The 19,286-nt window shown below is 58.7% G+C and carries 20 protein-coding genes and 1 tRNA gene; 15 read left to right on the top strand and 6 right to left on the bottom strand.

Going from position 1 to position 19,286, the window contains the following annotated elements; translation table 11 throughout:
• The first annotated feature begins 43 nt into the window (after nucleotides 1–43).
• The 15 genes from ACP7BN_RS23235 (at nucleotide 44) to nadA (ending at nucleotide 11,754) form a co-directional block, all read left to right on the top strand.
• Entirely contained in the window at nucleotides 44–790 is a 747-nt protein-coding gene (locus ACP7BN_RS23235; protein WP_420646309.1) for a YebC/PmpR family DNA-binding transcriptional regulator, read from the top strand.
• A 157-nt stretch (nucleotides 791–947) separates the two neighbouring features.
• A complete protein-coding gene (ruvC, locus tag ACP7BN_RS23230) occupies nucleotides 948–1,475 on the top strand; it encodes a crossover junction endodeoxyribonuclease RuvC (RefSeq protein ID WP_420646310.1) in 528 nt (175 codons plus the stop codon).
• 114 nt (nucleotides 1,476–1,589) lie between these two features.
• The gene (gene ruvA / locus ACP7BN_RS23225; protein WP_420646311.1) at nucleotides 1,590–2,198 is read left to right on the top strand and encodes a Holliday junction branch migration protein RuvA; all 609 of its coding nucleotides are present in this window, start codon (nucleotides 1,590–1,592) and stop codon (nucleotides 2,196–2,198) included.
• Nucleotides 2,199–3,260, top strand: a complete 1,062-nt coding sequence (gene ruvB / locus ACP7BN_RS23220) for a Holliday junction branch migration DNA helicase RuvB (protein ID WP_420646312.1) — start codon at nucleotides 2,199–2,201, stop codon at nucleotides 3,258–3,260. It begins immediately after the preceding gene.
• Nucleotides 3,261–3,387: 127 nt separating this feature from the next.
• Nucleotides 3,388–3,855: a tol-pal system-associated acyl-CoA thioesterase gene (gene ybgC / locus ACP7BN_RS23215; RefSeq protein WP_426206259.1), complete on the top strand. Its 468-nt coding sequence runs from the start codon at nucleotides 3,388–3,390 to the stop codon at nucleotides 3,853–3,855.
• Entirely contained in the window at nucleotides 3,845–4,540 is a 696-nt protein-coding gene (gene tolQ, locus ACP7BN_RS23210; protein ID WP_008147369.1) for a protein TolQ, read from the top strand. The genes ybgC and tolQ overlap by 11 nt, the downstream gene beginning before the upstream one ends.
• Nucleotides 4,541–4,563: 23 nt before the next feature.
• Nucleotides 4,564–5,016 carry a protein TolR gene (gene tolR / locus ACP7BN_RS23205; protein WP_401268701.1) on the top strand — a complete coding sequence of 151 codons (453 nt, stop codon included), beginning with the start codon at nucleotides 4,564–4,566 and terminating at the stop codon, nucleotides 5,014–5,016.
• On the top strand, nucleotides 5,016–6,098 hold the full coding sequence (tolA, locus tag ACP7BN_RS23200) for a cell envelope integrity protein TolA (protein ID WP_426206258.1): 1,083 nt from the start codon (nucleotides 5,016–5,018) through the stop codon (nucleotides 6,096–6,098). Before tolR ends, tolA begins: the two co-directional genes overlap by 1 nt.
• A 17-nt stretch (nucleotides 6,099–6,115) precedes the next feature.
• Nucleotides 6,116–7,396 carry a Tol-Pal system beta propeller repeat protein TolB gene (tolB, locus tag ACP7BN_RS23195; protein ID WP_420646678.1) on the top strand — a complete coding sequence of 427 codons (1,281 nt, stop codon included), beginning with the start codon at nucleotides 6,116–6,118 and terminating at the stop codon, nucleotides 7,394–7,396.
• Nucleotides 7,397–7,448: 52 nt separating this feature from the next.
• A complete protein-coding gene (gene pal / locus ACP7BN_RS23190) occupies nucleotides 7,449–7,946 on the top strand; it encodes a peptidoglycan-associated lipoprotein Pal (protein ID WP_003178634.1) in 498 nt (165 codons plus the stop codon).
• A gap of 6 nt (nucleotides 7,947–7,952) precedes the next feature.
• On the top strand, nucleotides 7,953–8,789 hold the full coding sequence (gene ybgF / locus ACP7BN_RS23185) for a tol-pal system protein YbgF (protein WP_420646315.1): 837 nt from the start codon (nucleotides 7,953–7,955) through the stop codon (nucleotides 8,787–8,789).
• A 166-nt stretch (nucleotides 8,790–8,955) separates the two neighbouring features.
• Entirely contained in the window at nucleotides 8,956–9,603 is a 648-nt protein-coding gene (gene queE / locus ACP7BN_RS23180; protein WP_426206257.1) for a 7-carboxy-7-deazaguanine synthase QueE, read from the top strand.
• Nucleotide 9,604: 1 nt separating this feature from the next.
• Nucleotides 9,605–10,297, top strand: coding sequence for a 7-cyano-7-deazaguanine synthase QueC (queC, locus tag ACP7BN_RS23175; RefSeq protein ID WP_426206256.1), 693 nt, complete (start codon nucleotides 9,605–9,607; stop codon nucleotides 10,295–10,297).
• Between the two features lie 63 nt (nucleotides 10,298–10,360).
• Nucleotides 10,361–10,436 (top strand) — tRNA-Lys (locus ACP7BN_RS23170).
• Between the two features lie 259 nt (nucleotides 10,437–10,695).
• Nucleotides 10,696–11,754 (top strand): quinolinate synthase NadA, encoded by a 1,059-nt coding sequence (gene nadA / locus ACP7BN_RS23165; RefSeq protein ID WP_426206255.1) that lies wholly within the window; start codon nucleotides 10,696–10,698, stop codon nucleotides 11,752–11,754.
• Nucleotides 11,755–11,808: 54 nt separating this feature from the next.
• On the opposite strand, the gene ACP7BN_RS23160 is transcribed toward nadA, so the two are convergent.
• The 6 genes from ACP7BN_RS23160 to gcvH form a co-directional block, all read right to left on the bottom strand.
• On the bottom strand, nucleotides 11,809–12,297 hold the full coding sequence (locus tag ACP7BN_RS23160; RefSeq protein WP_426206254.1) for an RDD family protein: 489 nt from the start codon (nucleotides 12,295–12,297) through the stop codon (nucleotides 11,809–11,811).
• Nucleotides 12,298–12,394: 97 nt separating this feature from the next.
• A complete protein-coding gene (locus tag ACP7BN_RS23155; protein ID WP_003227496.1) occupies nucleotides 12,395–12,607 on the bottom strand; it encodes a cold-shock protein in 213 nt (70 codons plus the stop codon).
• 402 nt (nucleotides 12,608–13,009) lie between these two features.
• Nucleotides 13,010–14,134, bottom strand: a complete 1,125-nt coding sequence (gene gcvT / locus ACP7BN_RS23150) for a glycine cleavage system aminomethyltransferase GcvT (RefSeq protein WP_426206253.1) — start codon at nucleotides 14,132–14,134, stop codon at nucleotides 13,010–13,012.
• 125 nt (nucleotides 14,135–14,259) lie between these two features.
• On the bottom strand, nucleotides 14,260–15,636 hold the full coding sequence (locus ACP7BN_RS23145; RefSeq protein ID WP_426206252.1) for an L-serine ammonia-lyase: 1,377 nt from the start codon (nucleotides 15,634–15,636) through the stop codon (nucleotides 14,260–14,262).
• A gap of 228 nt (nucleotides 15,637–15,864) precedes the next feature.
• Nucleotides 15,865–18,717, bottom strand: a complete 2,853-nt coding sequence (gene gcvP, locus ACP7BN_RS23140; protein WP_426206251.1) for an aminomethyl-transferring glycine dehydrogenase — start codon at nucleotides 18,715–18,717, stop codon at nucleotides 15,865–15,867.
• A 10-nt stretch (nucleotides 18,718–18,727) separates the two neighbouring features.
• Complete coding sequence (gcvH, locus tag ACP7BN_RS23135; protein WP_426206250.1) at nucleotides 18,728–19,111, bottom strand: glycine cleavage system protein GcvH; 384 nt, start codon at nucleotides 19,109–19,111, stop codon at nucleotides 18,728–18,730.
• Nucleotides 19,112–19,286: the final 175 nt, after the last annotated feature.

Genomic DNA, 19,286 nt, shown 5'->3' with positions numbered 1-19,286 from the left:
AGCGCAGGGCGGGCAACGTTTCAAAGAGAATTCGGAGCGAGTTATGGCGGGTCATTCGAAGTGGGCGAACATCAAGCACCGCAAAGAACGTCAGGATGCCAAGAAAGGCAAAATCTTCACCAAGTGGATTCGTGAGCTGACCGTTGCGGCCCGTCAGGGTGGCGGTGATCCGGGTTCCAATCCACGTTTGCGTCTGGCGCTGGACAAGGCTCTCGGTGCGAACATGAGCCGCGACATCATTGATCGCGCAGTCGCCCGTGGTGCCGGTGCTGCCGACACCGACGACATGGTCGAGCTGAGCTACGAAGGCTACGGCCCGGGCGGCGTGGCAGTGATGGTCGAGTGCATGACCGATAACCGCAACCGTACCGCAGCGGCCGTGCGCCATGCGTTCAGCAAGTGCGGCGGTAATCTGGGCACCGACGGCTCGGTGGCGTATCTGTTTGAGCGCAAGGGGCAGATTTCCTTCGCGCCGGGCGTTGATGAAGACGCGCTGATCGAAGCGGCGATGGAAGCCGATGCCGACGACGTGGTCACCCATGAAGACGGTTCGATCGAAGTGTTCACTTCGTTCGCCGGGTTCTATTCGGTGCGTAACGCGCTGGAAGCCGCTGGTTTCAAGGGCGATGACGCGGAAATCGTCATGCTGCCGACCACTAGCGCCGAGCTGGATCTGGAAGGCGCTGAGAAGGTGCTCAAGCTGATCGACATGCTGGAAGACCTGGATGACGTGCAGAACGTCTATTCCAACGCGGACATTCCCGAGGAAGTGGCTGCGCAGCTCGGTTAACAGCGACTAGATTCAATGTGGGAGCTGGCTTGCCAGCGATGGCGTCGGCACATCTGGCAATGATGTCGCCTGATACATAGTCATCGCTGGCAAGCCAGCTCCCACAGTTGTTATTGGTTGTATTGAAGTTGGTGTTTTTTTCGATTCCGCAGGCGTTATGACTTTAATTCTTGGTATCGACCCCGGTTCGCGCATTACCGGTTATGGCGTGGTACGTGATACCGGGCGTGGCGGTTGTATTTACGTAGCCTCGGGCTGCATTCGCACTGGCGCCGGCGAGCTGCCTGATCGTCTGCAAATCGTTTATCGCGGCGTGCGCGAAATCATCCAGACCTACGGCCCGGTGACCATGGGCATCGAAAAAGTGTTCATGGCGAAGAACGCCGACTCGGCGCTGAAACTCGGTCAGGCCCGTGGCGCGGCCATCGTTGCCGGTGCCGAGGAATGCCTGGAGATCGCTGAATACACCGCGACTCAGGTCAAGCAAGCGGTGGTCGGCACCGGCGCCGCCAATAAAGAACAAGTGCAAATGATGGTCATGCACATGCTCAAGCTGACCAGCAAACCGCAAATCGACGCCTCGGATGCCCTGGCGATTGCCATTTGTCACGCGCACACCCGTTCCAGTCTGTTGCCGCATGGTCTGGGAGCGGCACGCAGTCGTGGCGGGCGCCTGCGTCTCTGATAGCATCAGCAATCAAATTTGTGGAATGCGGGTTTCGCGCCTGGGTCGTCGGCCTGAAACCCTTGTTCCGACAGTCGCCAGCCCACGGCTGGCCAACGCTCAAGGATCTGAAACGTGATTGGACGCTTGCGCGGCACTCTGGCTGAAAAACAGCCACCGCACCTGATTCTCGATGTAAACGGCCTCGGCTATGAGCTCGAAGTGCCGATGACCACCCTGTATCGCCTGCCGTCGGTCGGCGAACCGCTGACCCTGCACACGCACTTGGTCGTACGCGAAGACGCGCAACTGCTCTATGGTTTTTCCGGCAAGCGTGAGCGAGACTTTTTTCGCGAGTTGATCCGTCTCAATGGTGTCGGGCCGAAATTGGCCCTCGCCTTGATGTCGAGCCTGGAAGTCGACGAATTGGTGCGTTGCGTACAGTCTCAGGACACTTCGGCATTGACCAAGGTGCCGGGCGTGGGCAAGAAAACCGCCGAGCGCCTGTTGGTCGAGTTGAAGGATCGCTTCAAAGCCTGGGAAACCGTGCCCGCGATGTTCGCGCTGGTGCCGAACCAGCCCGACGGCCCGGCGCCAGTCAACACCGCCGAAACCGATGCAGTCAGCGCGCTGGTCTCCCTGGGCTACAAGCCGCAGGAAGCGAGCAAGGCGATTACCGCGATAAAAGATAAAAACCTGAGCAGCGAAGACCTGATCCGACGCGCCCTGAAGGGAATGATTTAAGTGATTGAAGCTGATCGTCTGATCACCGCCACGCCTGCACCGCGTGAGCGCGAAGAAGTCCAGGACCGGGCGATTCGTCCCGTCAGCCTGGCCGAATACATCGGCCAGCCGACCGTTCGTGAGCAGATGGAGCTGTTTATCCAGGCTGCGCGCGGGCGCAACGAATCCCTTGACCACACGCTGATCTTCGGCCCGCCGGGTCTGGGTAAAACCACGCTGGCGAATATCATCGCCCAGGAAATGGGCGTGTCGATCAAGAGCACTTCGGGCCCGGTGCTCGAGCGGCCGGGTGATCTGGCCGCGCTGCTGACCAATCTTGAGCCGCATGACGTGCTGTTCATCGATGAAATCCATCGCCTGTCGCCAATCGTCGAAGAAGTGCTGTATCCGGCGATGGAAGATTTTCAGCTCGATATCATGATCGGTGAAGGGCCGGCGGCGCGTTCGATCAAGCTTGATCTGCCGCCGTTTACTCTGGTTGGCGCAACTACGCGGGCGGGCATGTTGACCAACCCGTTGCGCGACCGTTTTGGCATCGTCCAGCGTCTGGAGTTTTACAGCACCGCCGATCTGTCGACCATTGTCAGTCGTTCGGCGAGCATTCTTGGCTTGCCGCTGGATCCGGAAGGTGCGTTCGAGATCGCGCGTCGCGCGCGTGGTACGCCGCGTATTGCCAACCGCTTGTTGCGTCGGGTGCGCGATTTTGCCGAAGTCCGCGCCAAGGGCCACATCACCAAATCCGTTGCCGATCTGGCGTTGAACCTGCTGGATGTCGACGAACACGGTTTCGATCATCAGGACCGGCGACTGCTGTTGACCATGATCGAAAAATTCGACGGTGGACCGGTGGGTATCGACAGTCTGGCGGCGGCGATCAGCGAAGAGCGCCACACCATTGAAGACGTGCTCGAGCCGTACCTGATCCAGCAGGGTTACATCATGCGCACACCGCGCGGCCGGGTCGTGACTCGTCACGCGTATCTGCACTTTGGTTTAAACATTCCGACACGAATGGGCGAGATGCCCGTGGTAGACGAGTTTCTCGATGCTGCGGACGATTAATACACATTGCGTGCCGATTTATTCCGGGTTTGTGCTGTCCGACGACGGTACTTTCGCGATAAAGCCGCAGATCGATGAAAAACAGTTGCCTGGCTGGATTGGCAACCCGAGGAGTAAGCACTAGAGTATGCGCGCGCAAAACGGGTTAGAGCCGTTCGCACATCGTTGTCGCGTTTATTACGAGGACACCGATGCGGGCGGCATCGTGTATTACGTTAATTACCTCAAGTTTATGGAACGGGCTCGAACCGAGCGGCTGCGTGAACTGGGCTTTGCCCAATCGCAGTTGGCAGGGGAGGATCTGTTGTTTGTCGTGCATTCCAGCGAAGCGCGTTACCACGCGCCGGCGCGACTGGACGACGAGCTTCTGGTAAGCGCTGAAGTAATCGAATTGAACCGTGCCAGCCTGCGCTTTAAACAGCAGGTCAGGCGGGCGACGGATAATGTGCTGCTCTGCGAAGGGCAGTTTTTGGTGGCCTGCGTGCGCACCGACAGTTTGAAACCCCGGGCCCTTCCCGAAGACTTGCGTGCGGCTTTCGCCAGCGCGGTCGGCCCGGGTACACACTCAAAGCAGGAGATAAAGCGTGGAAGCTAACGTCGTCGACCATTCCTCCATGTGGAGCCTGGTCAGCAATGCCAGCATCGTGGTGCAGTTGGTAATGTTGATCCTGGTGGCCGCATCGGTGACCTCATGGATCATGATCTTTCAGCGCAGCAATCTGCTGCGCGCCGGTCGACGCGCCCTGGAGAGCTTCGAAGAGCGCTTCTGGTCGGGTATCGATCTGTCCAAACTCTACCGCCAGGCTGGCAGCAATCCTGATCCGGATTCCGGCGTTGAACAGATCTTCCGTGCCGGTTTCAAGGAATTTTCCCGTCTGCGTCAGCAGCCAGGTGTTGATCCTGAGGCGGTGATGGAAGGTGTGGCGCGCGCCATGCGCGTAGCTATCTCGCGTGAAGAAGAGAAGCTCGAGCAGAGTCTGCCGTTCCTCGCCACCGTAGGTTCCGTCAGCCCGTACATCGGTCTGTTCGGTACGGTCTGGGGCATCATGAACTCCTTCCGTGGCCTGGCCACTGCCCAGCAAGCGACCTTGGCCACCGTGGCTCCGGGTATCGCCGAAGCCCTGATCGCTACGGCGATCGGCCTGTTTGCGGCAATCCCTGCGGTAATCGCTTACAACCGTTTTGCTGCCCGCAGCGAAACCCTGCTGGGCCGTTACTACACCTTCGCCGATGAATTCCAGGCGATCCTGCACCGCAAAGTGCACACCAGCGAAGAATAAGCAGGTAATTTCCAATGGCTTTAATCGCTCGAGCTCGCAAAAAGCGCAAGCCGGTCGCCGAGATGAACGTAGTGCCATACATCGACGTGATGTTGGTACTGCTGGTCATCTTCATGGTGACCGCGCCGATGCTCAATCAGGGCGTGAAAGTTGATCTGCCCAAGGTTTCCAGCGAAGCCTTGCCGCAGGACAACAACACCCAGGTCCTGACCATTTCGATCAAGGCTGACAAGACCTACTACTGGAACCTTGGCAGCGAAGTCGACACCGAGAAGCAACAGGACAGGGCCATGACCCTGCCGCAGATGACCAGCGCGGTGACAAAAATCATCGCTGCCGGCAACGGTAACGGCAAGCGTACCCAAGTGTTCATTCGTGGCGACAAGACTGTCGATTACGGTTCCGTCATGGGCGCCATGGGCGGGTTGCAGAAAGCCGGGGTCGGTAATGTTGGCTTGATTACCGAGGCCCCCTGATGCAGCCACTGCGAGAGCCGTCTGCCTCGGAAAGCTTCTTCTGGCCTAGTGTCTGGGCGATTGTCTTGCACGTGCTGGTGTTCGGCATGCTGTTCGTCAGTTTCGCTTTTACACCTGAGCTGCCGCCGGCCAAGCCGATTGTCCAGGCGACCTTGTATCAACTGAAATCGAAAAGTCAGGCGACCACCCAGACCAATCAGAAGATTGCGGGTGAGGCGAAGAAATCCGCCGCGCGTCAGACCGAAGTCGAGCAGATGGAACAGAAAAAGGTCGAGCAGGAAGAGATCAAGGCCGCTGCGGAACAAAAGAAAGAAGAAGCGGCTCAAAAAGCCGAGGAAGCCAAGAAGGCCGACGAGTCGAAAAAAGCGGACGAGGCGAAGAAGGCTGATGAAGCCAAGAAAGCCGACGACGCCAAGAAGACCGCCGAGGCCAAAAAGGCTGAAGAGAAACAATTGGCTGATATAGCCAAGAAGAAATCTGAAGAAGAAGCCAAAAAGGCTGCTGAAGAAGAGGCCAAGAAAGCCGCTGCTGAAGAAGCCAAGAAGAAGATCGTCGAAGACGCGAAGAAGAAAGCCGCCGAAGACGCCAAGAAAAAAGCTGAAGCTGAAGAGGCGAAGAAGAAAGTCGCCGAAGACGCGAAGAAGAAAGCTGCTGCCGACGCTGCGAAGAAAAAAGCGCAGGAAGCGGCCCGTAAATCGACCGAAGACAAAAAGGCTCAGGCCTTGGCCGATTTGCTTTCCGACACGCCGCAGCGCCAGCAGGCCTTGGCCGATGAGCAGGGTGACGAAGTCGCGGGCAGTTTCGATGACCTGATTCGTGCGCGAGCAGCGGAAGGTTGGGCACGTCCTCCTTCGGCACGCAAAGGCATGACGGTCGTGCTGCAAATCGGCATGTTGCCGGACGGTACGGTGACTTCGGTCGGCGTGGCCAAATCCAGTGGCGACGGTCCGTTCGATGCTTCGGCAGTCGCGGCGGTCAAGAATATTGGACGTTTGACGGAAATGCAGGGAATGAAGCCGAGCGATTTCGCTCCGTATCGTTCATTCAAGATGACATTCACACCTGAGGATCTAGCCTTGTGAGAAACCTTCTTCGAGGAATGCTGGTCGTGATCTGCTGTATGGCAGGTTTCGCGGCAGCAGATGAAAAGAACATTCTGGTCACCAGCGGCAGCGATCGGGCTACTCCGATCGCGGTCGTACCGTTCGCCTTCCAGGGCGGTGCGGTGCTGCCCGACGACATGGCCGAAATCATTGGTAACGATTTGCGTAACTCGGGCTACTACTCGCCGATTCCAAAGCAAAACATGATCAGCCAGCCAAGCCAGCCGAGCGAAATCATCTTCCGTGACTGGAAGGCGGTGGGTGCTCAATACATGATGGTCGGCAGCATCGTGCCGGCCGGCGGCAGGCTGCAAGTGCAGTGGGCTCTGTTCAACGTAGCGACCGAGCAGAAAGTCGCTGACGGCAGTGTTTCCGGTACTACCGAGCAACTGCGCGACATGGCGCACTTCATCTCTGACCAGTCGTTCGAAAAACTCACCGGTATCCAGGGCGCATTTTCGACTCGTCTGCTGTATGTAACGGCTGAACGCTTCTCCGAGAAGAACACCCGTTACACCCTGCAGCGTTCGGACTATGACGGTGCCCGCGCCGTGACCCTGCTGCAATCGCGCGAGCCAATCCTGTCGCCGCGTTTCGCGCCGGACGGCAAGCGCATTGCTTACGTGTCGTTCGAACAGAAGCGTCCGCGGATCTTCATGCAGAACATCGACACTGGTCGCCGTGAGCAGATCACCAACTTCGAAGGCCTGAACGGCGCACCCGCCTGGTCGCCGAATGGTGATCGCCTGGCGTTCGTACTGTCGAAAGACGGTAACCCGGACATCTACGTGATGAATCTGGCTTCGCGTCAGATCAACCGCGTCACCGCAGGTCCTGGCATCAACACCGAACCGTACTGGGGCAAGGATGGTTCTACCATCTACTTCACCTCGGACCGTGGCGGTAAACCACAGATCTATAAAACCAGCGCAAGTGGCGGCGGTGCGGAGCGAGTGACCTTTATTGGTAACTACAACGCCAACCCCAAGCTTTCGGCGGATGAAAAGACCCTGGTAATGATCCATCGGCAGGACGGATTCACTAATTTCAAGGTGGCAGCCCAGGATTTGCAGCGCGGAAGTGTAAAAATCCTAACTGATAGCACTCTGGACGAGTCGCCTACTGTTGCGCCCAACGGCACCATGGTAATCTACGCCACCCGCCAACAGGGCCGGGGAGTCTTGATGCTCGTGTCCATTAATGGACGCGTTAGGCTCCCGCTTCCTACCGCTCAAGGCGAAGTCAGAGAACCGTCCTGGTCCCCTTACCTGAAGTGAGCGGGCGCTACACGTTTTACTTAACACACTGGGGTTCATTAGGAGTTTCACGATGGAAATGCTGAAGTTTGGTAAATTTGCTGCGCTGGCTCTGGCCATGGCTGTAGCTGTAGGTTGCTCGTCCAAAGGCGGCGACAACGCCGGTGAAGGCGCTGTTGATCCAAACGCTGGTTACGGCGCAAACACTGGTGCCGTTGACGGTTCCCTGAGCGAAGAAGCTGCTCTGCGCGCAATCACCACCTTCTACTTCGAATACGACAGCTCGGACCTGAAGCCAGAAGCCATGCGCGCTCTGGACGTTCACGCCAAAGACCTGAAAGCAAACGGCGCTCGCGTTGTTCTGGAAGGCAACACCGACGAACGTGGTACTCGTGAGTACAACATGGCACTGGGCGAGCGTCGTGCGAAAGCCGTTCAACGCTACCTGGTACTGCAAGGTGTTTCCCCAGCTCAGCTGGAACTGGTTTCCTACGGCGAAGAGCGTCCAGTTGCTACCGGCAACGACGAGCAGTCCTGGGCTCAAAACCGTCGCGTCGAACTGCGTAAGTAATTCGATATGCGAACGTGCCGTCGTGCTGTAACTGTTTTGGCTCTCAGCCTCGCGCCGCTTGCGGCGTGGGCTGCGGTTCCTGTGGTCGATGACAACTCCGGTTATAACAATAGCGGGAGCAGTTATCCGCCTGCGGGTTACGGTACGAACGGCGCCTATGCCGGGGGAGCGGCTTCGGCCCCTGCCTCGGCAAACGGCATGCTGTTCAACCAATTGCAACAGATGCAGGATCAGATCTCGCGCCAGCAAGGCGTGATTGAAGAACTGCAGAATCAGGTTGCGCGCATGAAGCAAGAATCCCTGGAGCGATACCAGGATCTTGATCGGCGCATAGGATCCGGTGCTGCACCTGCCGCGACTCCCGAGAATTCTTCTGCCGGTGGCGATGCAAGTGCTGCTGCCGGTGCTGCTGCTGGAGCCGGGGCTGCTGCCGCCCAGGCGCCTGCCGCAGGTGGTGAACCGGCTGATCCGGCCAAAGAGAAGCTGTATTACGATGCCGCTTTCGACCTGATCAAAGCCAAGGATTTCGACAAGGCCAGCCAGGCTTTCAGCGCTTTCCTGCGTAAATACCCGAACAGCCAATACGCGGGCAATGCCCAGTACTGGTTGGGCGAAGTGAACCTGGCCAAAGGTGATCTGCAAGGTGCAGGTCAGGCGTTTGCCAAGGTTTCGCAGCTGTATCCAAAGCACAACAAAGTGCCGGATTCGCTGTACAAGCTCGCTGATGTAGAGCGCCGCCTCGGTCACACCGACAAGGTAAAAGGTATTCTGCAACAGGTGGTGGCCCAATACCCGGGTACCTCCGCCGCTCAGTTGGCCCAACGCGATCTGCAGCGCATGTAAGGCTGTTTGAACCGATTCGAAGAAACCCGCACTTGTTGCGGGTTTTTTCGTTAGAATTCACGCCCTTTTTCTGAAACACGCTTCTTGTGGTCTACGCGTTGGCGGGATTGCTTGAAGTGCCTGACGGAGGCGGACAGCCTGTTTAGCTGTTACGCCCGTGGCGACTATGCAAGACACATTGAGAATCACCGAAGTTTTCTACTCTTTGCAGGGGGAAACGCGGACTGCCGGGCTGCCCACTGTTTTTGTGCGCCTGACCGGTTGCCCTCTGCGTTGCCAATACTGCGACAGCGCCTATGCCTTCAGCGGCGGCACCATTCGCACCCTCGACGACATCCTCGAACAAGTGGCCGGTTTCCGTCCGCGTTACGTGTGTGTCACCGGTGGCGAGCCGCTCGCGCAGCCAAATGCCATTCCGTTGCTCAAACAGCTCTGTGATGCCGGTTACGAGGTTTCGCTGGAAACCAGCGGCGCCTTGGATATTTCGGCCGTTGATCCGCGCGTCAGCCGCGTGGTTGACCTGAAAACGCCGGGTTCGAAAGAAGCCCATCGCAACCGTTACGAAAATATCGAATTGCTCACGTCCAACGATCAGGTGAAGTTTGTCATCTGCTCGCGCGAAGACTATGACTGGGCGGTGTCCAGGCTGATCCAGTACGGTCTCGACCGGCGTGCCGGCGAAGTATTGTTTTCTCCAAGTCACCACGATCTGAACGCAAGGGATCTGGCGGACTGGGTGGTGGCGGACAACCTGCCAGTGCGCTTGCAACTGCAGCTGCATAAATATCTGTGGAATGACGAGCCGGGGCGCTGAAATGACCGAACAACTGAACGCTGGCGAAAAACGTGCGGTAATCCTGCTCTCCGGTGGCCTGGACTCGGCAACTGTCGTGGCCATGGCCCGCGCTGAAGGCTACGCCTGCTACACCATGAGTTTCGATTACGGCCAGCGCTCGCACGCTGAACTGCATGCCGCTGCGCGTGTTTCCCGTGATCTGGGGGCGGTTGAGCACAAAGTGATTGGCCTGAATCTGGATGGCATGGGCGGCTCGGCCCTGACCGACACCAGCATCGATATTCCAGAAGCGCTGGGTGAAGGCATTCCGGTCACTTACGTGCCAGCGCGCAACACGGTATTCCTGTCGCTGGCACTGGGTTGGGCTGAGGTGCTTGGCGCGCGCGACATCTTCATTGGTGTCAACGCAGTGGACTATTCGGGCTACCCGGATTGCCGTCCGGAGTTCATCGAGTCTTTCGAGCGCATGGCCAATCTGGCGACCAAGGCTGGCGTGGAAGGCAACGGTTTCCGCATTCAAGCGCCGCTGCAAAACCTGAGCAAGGCGCAGATTGTTCAGGCGGGCGTGAAGCTCGGCGTGAATTACGCGTTGACGGTTTCCTGCTACCAGGCTGATGACGAAGGCCGTGCGTGCGGCAAATGCGACAGCTGCCGTCTGCGTTCCGAGGGCTTTGCGGCCGCCGGAATCAGCGACCCAACACCTTATTTCTGATTTATTTCAAAAAAGGTGTTGAATAGTCCTTAAAAATCAGTATTATACGCGCCACCACACAGCGGGTCGTTAGCTCAGTTGGTAGAGCAGTTGGCTTTTAACCAATTGGTCGTAGGTTCGAATCCCACACGACCCACCATTTTTGGCGGTTTAGAAAATCCGGAAGGCCCACGCAAGTGAGGATTTCCGGGTTTTTTTTTGCCTGCAATTCCGGCATATCTCCGCGTCATGACGCAGGTCAGAATCATCTTTTGTATCAACGGGATATTCTGTAGCCTTGCGCAGCTTCAACGCTGTCCGTGCCTGATAAAACTCACTCTCCCGGCGGTACCCTCAAGCGGTCCGGAGCCGGGTGTATACTCGACTTTCGCGCGAACGCGCCTGCAGGTCTTGCGAACATGACGCAGATTTCCGAACGCCTTCTGGTTCAAGCTCACCTCGACGCCAAACAGCCCAAACCGCTGAGTGCCGAGGAAGAGGCTCATTATCGTTCAGCCATCGCCGCCGAGCTCAAGGCTCAGGACGCGGTGCTGGTTGCCCACTTCTATTGCGATCCGATCATTCAGGCCCTGGCCGAAGAAACCGGTGGCTGCGTCTCTGATTCTCTGGAGATGGCCCGCTTCGGCAATGCCCATCCGGCCAAGACCGTGGTGGTTGCCGGCGTGAAGTTCATGGGTGAGACCGCGAAGATTCTCAACCCTGAGAAACGCGTGCTGATGCCGACGCTGGAAGCTACCTGCTCGCTGGACCTGGGATGCCCGGTCGATGAGTTCTCGGCGTTCTGCGATCAGCATCCGGAGCGCACGGTGGTGGTGTACGCCAACACCTCGGCGGCGGTCAAAGCCCGGGCCGACTGGGTGGTGACCTCCAGCTGCGCGCTGGAGATTGTCGAAAGCCTGATGGACAACGGCGAAACCATCATCTGGGGGCCGGACAAGCATCTGGGCACCTACATCCAGCGCAAGACCGGTGCCGACATGCTGCTGTGGGACGGTGCCTGCATCGTCCACGAGGAATTCAAGTCCAAACAGCTTGAAGACATGAAGGCGCTGTATCCGGACGCGGCGATTCTGGTGCACCCGGAGTCGCCGACTGCGGTAATCGAACTGGCGGATGCCGTCGGTTCCACCAGTCAGCTGATTGCCGCTGCGCAATCGTTGCCGAACAAGACTCTGATTGTGGCCACTGACCGTGGCATCTTCTACAAGATGCAGCAGCTGTGCCCGGACAAGGTCTTCATTGAGGCGCCAACCGCCGGTAATGGCGCAGCCTGCCGCAGTTGCGCACATTGCCCGTGGATGGCCATGAACACGCTTGAGCGCACGCTCAAGTGCTTGCAGAAGGGGACTGGCGAGATCTTGGTTGATCCGGCGCTGATTCCCCAGGCGATTCGCCCGCTCAAGCGCATGCTGGATTTCACCCAGGCTGCGCGGCTGAAGCTGGCTGGTAACGCCTGATTCACCGCTGTTGTGGCGAGGGAGCAAGCTCCCTCGCCACAGTGATCGGTGACGCTACTTTTGTTTCTTCGGCACTCGCACTACCCGGGTATCGGAGTAGATGTCATGCCAGGTGCGCTTCTGCTTGTCATACAGCGACCAGAAGAAACCCAACCCCACGCACAGCCACGACGCAATCGATACCATGAAGCGCAACAGCGCCTGCCACAGGCTGATCGCAGTGCCATTGGCGTTCTGCACGCGAATGCCCCACACCTGCATCCCCAGCGTCTGCCCGCCGTGGGTCCAGAACTTGGCGAAGAAGCCAAACAGCACCAGCACCAGCACGGTGGAATACAGCGGATCGCCATCCAGTTGCCCGGCATCGGTCAACACCCGCAGGCGCTCTTCGCCAATGATTGCAGCCTGAATCATCTTGTAAATGCCGCCGGTGACGATCAGCAGGGCGGTGCACAGCAGAAAATCATAGAACATCGCTGCCAGGCGCCGGCCGAGGCCCACGGTGGGGAAATCGCCCTGTGGAACGAGCAGGTGTTTCGACATGGCAGCCTCTGGACGGAAAGTTAGCCGGCATTTTACGGATTCGCGCGCACAAAAAAGCCCCTGATATCAATATCAGGGGCTTTTTCGTTACAGAAGGTTAGGCTTCTGCTTGTACTTCGTCAGCCTGCATGCCTTTTTGGCCCTGCACTGCAACGAAGGTTACTTTCTGGCCTTCTTTCAGGCTCTTGAAGCCGTTGCCCTGAATGGCGCGGAAATGCACGAACAGATCCGGACCGCTTTCTGGAGTGATGAAACCAAAACCTTTCTCGTCGTTAAACCACTTGACGGTACCGCTCTGACGTGTGGACATTTCTTATTCCTTTGACGCATAAATTGATGACAGCCTCTTTCCCATGAAAGAGTACTGGGGCTGGTTGCAGGAGAGTAAGAAAACGCCGAGCGGGATGTAGCTAACTTGTAGGCTACTGCCCAGGTCACGATTCAAAGCTGACCCATGCAAACACAGTGAACAAACTTTACGCCAACTACCAAAGAAAAAACAAGCCCCGCGAAGTCCCCGGTTTTGCTGCGCCTGCTGGTAGTTAGTTATTCGCCGGGGCGGGCTTATTCGATTGATGTGTTCAATTGTTTTCGAACGTTATAAGCCGCGTTCATATTCGAAGCATTGAATAATCTGTGCACTGTTTTATGGCGATTGCGTTACACATTAGTGCACGCATAACGCAATCGCGTTACTTATAGAAACAGTCAATCAACCACGATAGTAGCGTTGCGCAACAAATGGCATTTTGCTTACAAGCAGCGGCACCTTTTTCCCACGGACGATTGCCCAGACTGGCGTATCAAGGGTGATATAGGCGCTGTCGACGTAACCCATCGCCAAAGGTGCACCCAGGGTCGGACCGAAACCGCCGCTGCACACGCTGCCGATGATCTCGCCCGCTTCGTTGACGATTTCCGCGCCTTCGCGCACCGGTGTGCGTTCCTGGGGCAGCAGACCAACGCGTTTGCGCGCCACGCCGTTCTGTTGTTGAGCGAAAATCGTTTCCGCGCCGGGGAAACCACCAGCGCGTGCACCGTCAGCGCGACGCGGCTTGGAGATCGCCCACAGAAGGCTGGCTTCGATTGGCGTGGTTTCAGTGTTCATGTCGTGGCCGTACAGGCACAGACCGGCTTCAAGGCGTAGCGAATCGCGGGCGCCAAGACCGATGGCTGCCACTTCGGGTTCGGCCAGCAAGGCGCGGGCAAGTTTTTCTGCGTCGGCGGCTGGCACGGAGATTTCGAAACCGTCTTCACCGGTGTAGCCCGAACGGCTGACAAAGCATTCCACACCCAGCAGTGTCACGCGCTTGAACTGCATGAAAGTCATCTGCGCCACTTCCGGCGCCAGACGCGCGAGCACGGTCACGGCCGCCGGACCTTGCAGGGCGAGCAGGGCACGTTCTTCGAACAGTGGTTCGATGTTGCACTCAGCGCCGATGTGCTTCTGCAGATGGGCGAGATCCTGATCCTTGCACGCAGCGTTGACGACCAGGATCAGCTCATCGTTACCGAGGTTGGCGACCATCAGGTCATCGAGGATGCCGCCGGTTTCGTTGGTGAACATCGCGTAGCGCTGCATGCCGACCGGCAGGTCGATGATGTCGACTGGCACCAGGGTTTCCAGAGCTTTGGCAGCGTTGGCGCCAGTCAGGCGAATCTGGCCCATGTGCGAAACGTCGAACAAACCGGCCTGTTCGCGGGTGTGCTGGTGTTCTTTCATCACGCCCAACGGGTACTGCACCGGCATGTCGTAGCCGGCGAACGGCACCATGCGCGCGCCGAGTTCGATGTGCAGTGCGTGGAGCGGGGTTTTCGACAGTTGTTCGGTGGACATGCGGAACTCCTTGAAATGTTGGTTCAGGGGCAAGATCAAAAGCCCCTCACCCCAGCCCTCTCCCGGAGGGAGAGGGGGCTAGTCTGGTGTTCTCCCCCCGGAGGGAGAGGGCGTTAATTACGTGATCAGCATTCGATAATGTTGACCGCCAGACCGCCGCGGGCGGTCTCTTTGTATTTGCTTTTCATGTCGGCGCCGGTCTGGCGCATGGTGCGGATGACTTTGTCGAGGGAGACGAAGTGCTGGCCGTCGCCACGCAATGCCATGCGCACCGCGTTGATCGCTTTCACCGAACCCATCGCGTTGCGCTCGATGCACGGCACTTGCACCAGCCCGCCAATCGGATCGCATGTCAGACCGAGGTTGTGTTCCATGCCGATTTCGGCGGCGTTTTCCACCTGCGAAACGCTGCCGCCGAGGACTTCACACAAGGCGCCGGCGGCCATCGAGCAAGCGACGCCGACTTCACCCTGACAGCCGACTTCGGCGCCGGAGATCGAAGCGTTCTCTTTATACAAAATGCCGATCGCCGCAGCGGTCAGCAGAAAACGCACCACGCCGTCTTCATTGGCGCCGGGGATGAAGCGTATGTAGTAATGCAACACCGCCGGGACAATCCCCGCCGCGCCGTTGGTGGGCGCTGTAACGACGCGACCGCCATTGGCGTTTTCTTCGTTGACCGCGAGCGCATACAGGTTGACCCAGTCGAGCACTGACAGCGGATCGCGCAGTGCCGATTCCGGGTTCTTGCACAGTTGCCGATGCAACGCCGCCGCCCGCCGTTTGACCTTCAGCCCACCCGGCAAAATACCTTCGTTGCGACAGCCAGCGGCCACGCAGTCCTGCATCACTTGCCAGATGTTCAGCAGACCTGCGCGGGTTTCCGCCTCCGGACGCCAAGCGCTTTCGTTGGTCAGCATGACCTGGCTGATCGACAGCCCATAGGTGGCGCAATGACTGAGCAAGTCCTTGGCACTTTTGAACGGGAAGGTCAGTGATGTGGCGTCTTCGACGATGCGGTCGGCACCGGCCGCGTCCTCATCGACCACAAAGCCACCACCGACCGAATAATATTCGCGACTGCGGATCTGCAAACCGGCCGCATCGAACGCGCGGAAAATCATGCCATTGGGGTGGTAGGCCAGCGGTTTGCGGATCATCGCCAGGTGTTCTTTCTCATTGAACGCAATGCTGTGTTCACCGAGCAGATTCAATTGTCCGCTGCCACGGATTTGCGCGAGACGTGCGGCGACGGTTTCTGTATCCACGGTGTCCGGGTGTTCACCTTCCAGACCGAGCAGCACGGCTTTGTCGCTGCCGTGGCCTTTGCCGGTGGCGCCGAGGGATCCGTACAGCTCAACCCTGACGCTCGCGGTCGCGGACAGCATATTTTCCCGACGCAAGCCTTCGACGAAACGCGCGGCGGCACGCATCGGGCCGACGGTGTGGGAGCTGGAGGGGCCGATGCCAATCTTGAACAGGTCGAACACGCTTAACGACATGAGTTGTTCTCCGGTTTCTTGTTATAGGAATTGGCGGAAATCCAAAGCTTGATGCATTCCCTCTGTAGGAGCTGCCGCAGGCTCGGGCCGCGATCGGACGATCTTTTGATCTTGATCTTTGAACAGCAAGATCAAAAGATCGTCCGATCGCGGCCCGAGCCTGCGGCAGCTCCTACAGGGGGCAGTGGTGTGCGTGAAGTTGGGGGCATTGAATGCCCCTTCATTCTTTTAAGCGTAGCTTTCGATCGACGGGCAGGCGCAGACCAGGTTGCGGTCACCGAACACGTTGTCGACGCGACCGACCGGCGGCCAGTATTTGCCTTCGATCAACGACGCTACCGGGTACACCGCTTGCTCGCGGCTGTACGGGTGCTTCCACTCTCCTACCAGTTCGGCGGCGGTGTGCGGGGCGTTTTTCAGCGGGTTGTCTTCCTTGTCCAGCGTGCCGTTTTCCACTGCGCGGATTTCTTCGCGGATGCGGATCATGGCGTCGCAGAAGCGGTCCAGTTCTTCCTTGGATTCACTTTCGGTCGGCTCGATCATCAGCGTGCCAGCCACCGGGAACGACATGGTCGGCGCGTGGAAACCAAAGTCGATCAGGCGTTTGGCGACGTCATCCACGCTGATGCCGCTGCTGTCTTTCAACGGACGCAGATCCAGGATGCACTCGTGCGCCACCAGACCGTTGCTGCCGGTGTACAGCACTGGATAGTGCTCTTCGAGGCGACGCGAGATGTAGTTGGCATTGAGGATCGCCAGTTGCGAAGCGCGTTTCAGACCGGCGCCGCCCATCATGCGAATGTACATCCAGGTGATCGGCAGAATGCTCGCGCTGCCGAACGGTGCCGCGCAGACCGCGCCTTCCTTGCGTTGCATATGGCCGTGGCCGGGCAGGAATGGCGTCAGGTGCGATTTGACGCCAATCGGGCCAACACCCGGGCCGCCACCGCCGTGCGGGATGCAGAAGGTTTTGTGCAGGTTCAGGTGCGACACGTCGCCGCCGAACTTGCCCGGTGCGCAGAGGCCGACCATCGCGTTCATGTTGGCGCCGTCGATGTACACCTGGCCGCCGTTGTCATGAATGATCCCGCAGATCTCGCGGATGCCTTCTTCGAATACGCCGTGGGTCGACGGGTAGGTGATCATCAGCGCAGCGAGATGTTCGCGGTGCTCGATGGCCTTGGCGCGCAGGTCTTCGATATCGACGTTGCCACGCGCATCGCACGCAGTCACGACCACGCGCATGCCAGCCATGTTGGCAGTGGCCGGGTTAGTGCCGTGGGCGGAGGACGGGATCAGGCAGATGTCACGACGTTCATCGCCACGACTCTGGTGATAAGCGCGGATCGCCAGCAGACCGGCGTATTCACCTTGCGAACCGGCGTTCGGTTGCAGCGAGATTGCGTCGTAACCGGTGGCGGCGCAGAGCATCGCTTCCAGTTCGTCGGTCAGTTGTTGATAACCGGCACTTTGTTCGGCTGGAGCGAAAGGGTGCAGCGCGCCGAATTCAGCCCAGGTCACCGGGATCATTTCGCTGGCGGCGTTGAGTTTCATGGTGCACGAACCCAGCGGGATCATGGTGCGATCGAGCGCCAGATCCTTGTCCGCCAGTTTGCGCAGGTAGCGCATCAGCTCGGTTTCCGAGTGATAGCGGTTGAACACCGGGTGGCTGAGGATTGGCGACTGACGCAGCAGCGCGGCGGGAATGGTGCTTTCGACCGTAGCGGCCAGAGCAGCAAAGTCCGGCAGGGTTTTGCCGTCAGCGAACAGACTCCACAGGATTTCGATGTCGGCAGCGGTGGTGGTTTCATCCACCGACAGGCCCAGACGCTGGTCATCGACCACACGCAGGTTGATCTGCCGGTCACGCGCCTGGTCGTGCAGGGCAGCAGTGTTCGCGCCAGTGGCCAGGGTCAGGGTGTCGAAGAAATTCGCTTGTTCGACTTGCAGACCCAAAGCACTCAGACCTTTGGCCAGAATCGCCGTCAGGTGGTGAATACGATTGGCGATCTGCGTCAGGCCTTTCGGGCCGTGGTACACGGCGTACATGCTGGCGATGTTGGCCAGCAGCACTTGCGCGGTGCAAATGTTCGACGTGGCTTTCTCGCGACGGATGTGCTGCTCGCGAGTCTGCATTGCCAGACGTAGTGCCGGTTTGCCGAAGCGGTCAACCGAAACGCCGACCAGACGGCCGGGCATGTCGCGCTTGAACGCATCTTTGGTGGAGAAGTACGCCGCGTGCGGGCCGCCGAAGCCCAGCGGCACGCCGAAACGTTGTGCGGAGCCGATGGCCACGTCGGCGCCGAATTCGCCCGGCGGGGTCAGCAGAGTCAGCGCCAGCAGATCGGCCGCGACCGCGACCAGTGCGTTGGCGGCGTGGAAGCGTTCGGTCAGTTCGCGGTAATCGAACACATCACCGTTGCTTGCCGGGTATTGCAGCAGCGCGCCGAAGAACGGCGCCACGTCAGTCAGTTCGCGCTCATCGCCCACTACCACGTCGATGCCCAGCGGCTCGGCACGGGTGCGCAGCACGTCGAGAGTTTGCGGGTGGCTGTGGATCGAAGCGAAGAACTGGTGGCTGCCCTTGTTCTTGCTCAGGCGTTTGCAGAAGGTCATGGCTTCGGCAGCGGCGGTGGCTTCGTCGAGCAAGGATGCGTTGGCAATCGGCAGACCGGTGAGGTCGCTGATCAGCGTCTGAAAGTTCAGCAGCGCTTCGAGACGGCCTTGGGAGATTTCTGGCTGGTACGGCGTGTAAGCGGTGTACCAGGCCGGGTTTTCCAGCAGGTTGCGCAGGATCGGCGACGGCGTGTGGCAGTTGTAGTAGCCCTGGCCGATGTAGGTCTTGAACAGTTGGTTCTTGCCGGCGATGCCTTTGATCATCGCCAGTGCGTCGGCTTCGCTCAGGCCGTCGTCCATGCCGAGCACGCTGGTGCCCTTGATGCTTTCCGGGATGACGCTGGCGCTCAGGGCTTCGAGCGAGTCGAAGCCGAGGCTGTTGAGCATGGTTTGCTCGTCACCGGCGCGCGGGCCGATGTGACGGGCGATGAATTCGTTTTGGGTGCCGAGATTTACTTGGGTCATGTCAGTTTCCTCAGGCTTCGGCTTGGGCTTTGATCAGACGGTCGTAGGCGTCTTGATCAAGCAGTTTGCCGACAGCGGCGGCGTCGCTTGGCTTGAAGCGGAAGAACCAGCCTTCGCCCAGCGGATCTTCGTTGACCAGCTCCGGGCTGGCGTCCAGCCCCGGATTGACTTCGAGCACCTCACCATCGAGCGGCATGTACACGCCGCTGGCGGCTTTCACCGATTCGACGGTAGCGGCTTCAGCGCCTTTGTCGTAAGCCTGCAACTCAGGCAGTTGCACGAACACCACGTCGCCCAGGGCGTTCTGCGCGAAAGCGGTGATACCGACGGTGACGGAACCGTCAGCCTCGGCGCGCAGCCATTCGTGATCTTCAGTAAAACGCAACTCGCTCATGGAAACTCCTCAGGGGCCAGACTCGTCTGGTGGACGCGGTGGAATACTCGGGCGCAGAGGCCCTTATTTATGAGGGTTGGGTTAGCAAGATTGCGGCCAAGGTTAAAAAGTCTATATGAATCAGCTGGTTAGAGATCTTAGGCGGAAATGTTTAACCAAGGGCTGTAGCGATATC

It is taken from the genome of Pseudomonas sp. TWP3-1, assembly GCF_049896625.1.
In the GTDB taxonomy this organism is placed as follows: Bacteria; Pseudomonadota; Gammaproteobacteria; order Pseudomonadales; family Pseudomonadaceae; genus Aquipseudomonas.
Note: the sequence above shows the minus strand (reverse complement) of the source record. Positions and strands in the feature narration are given on the sequence as shown.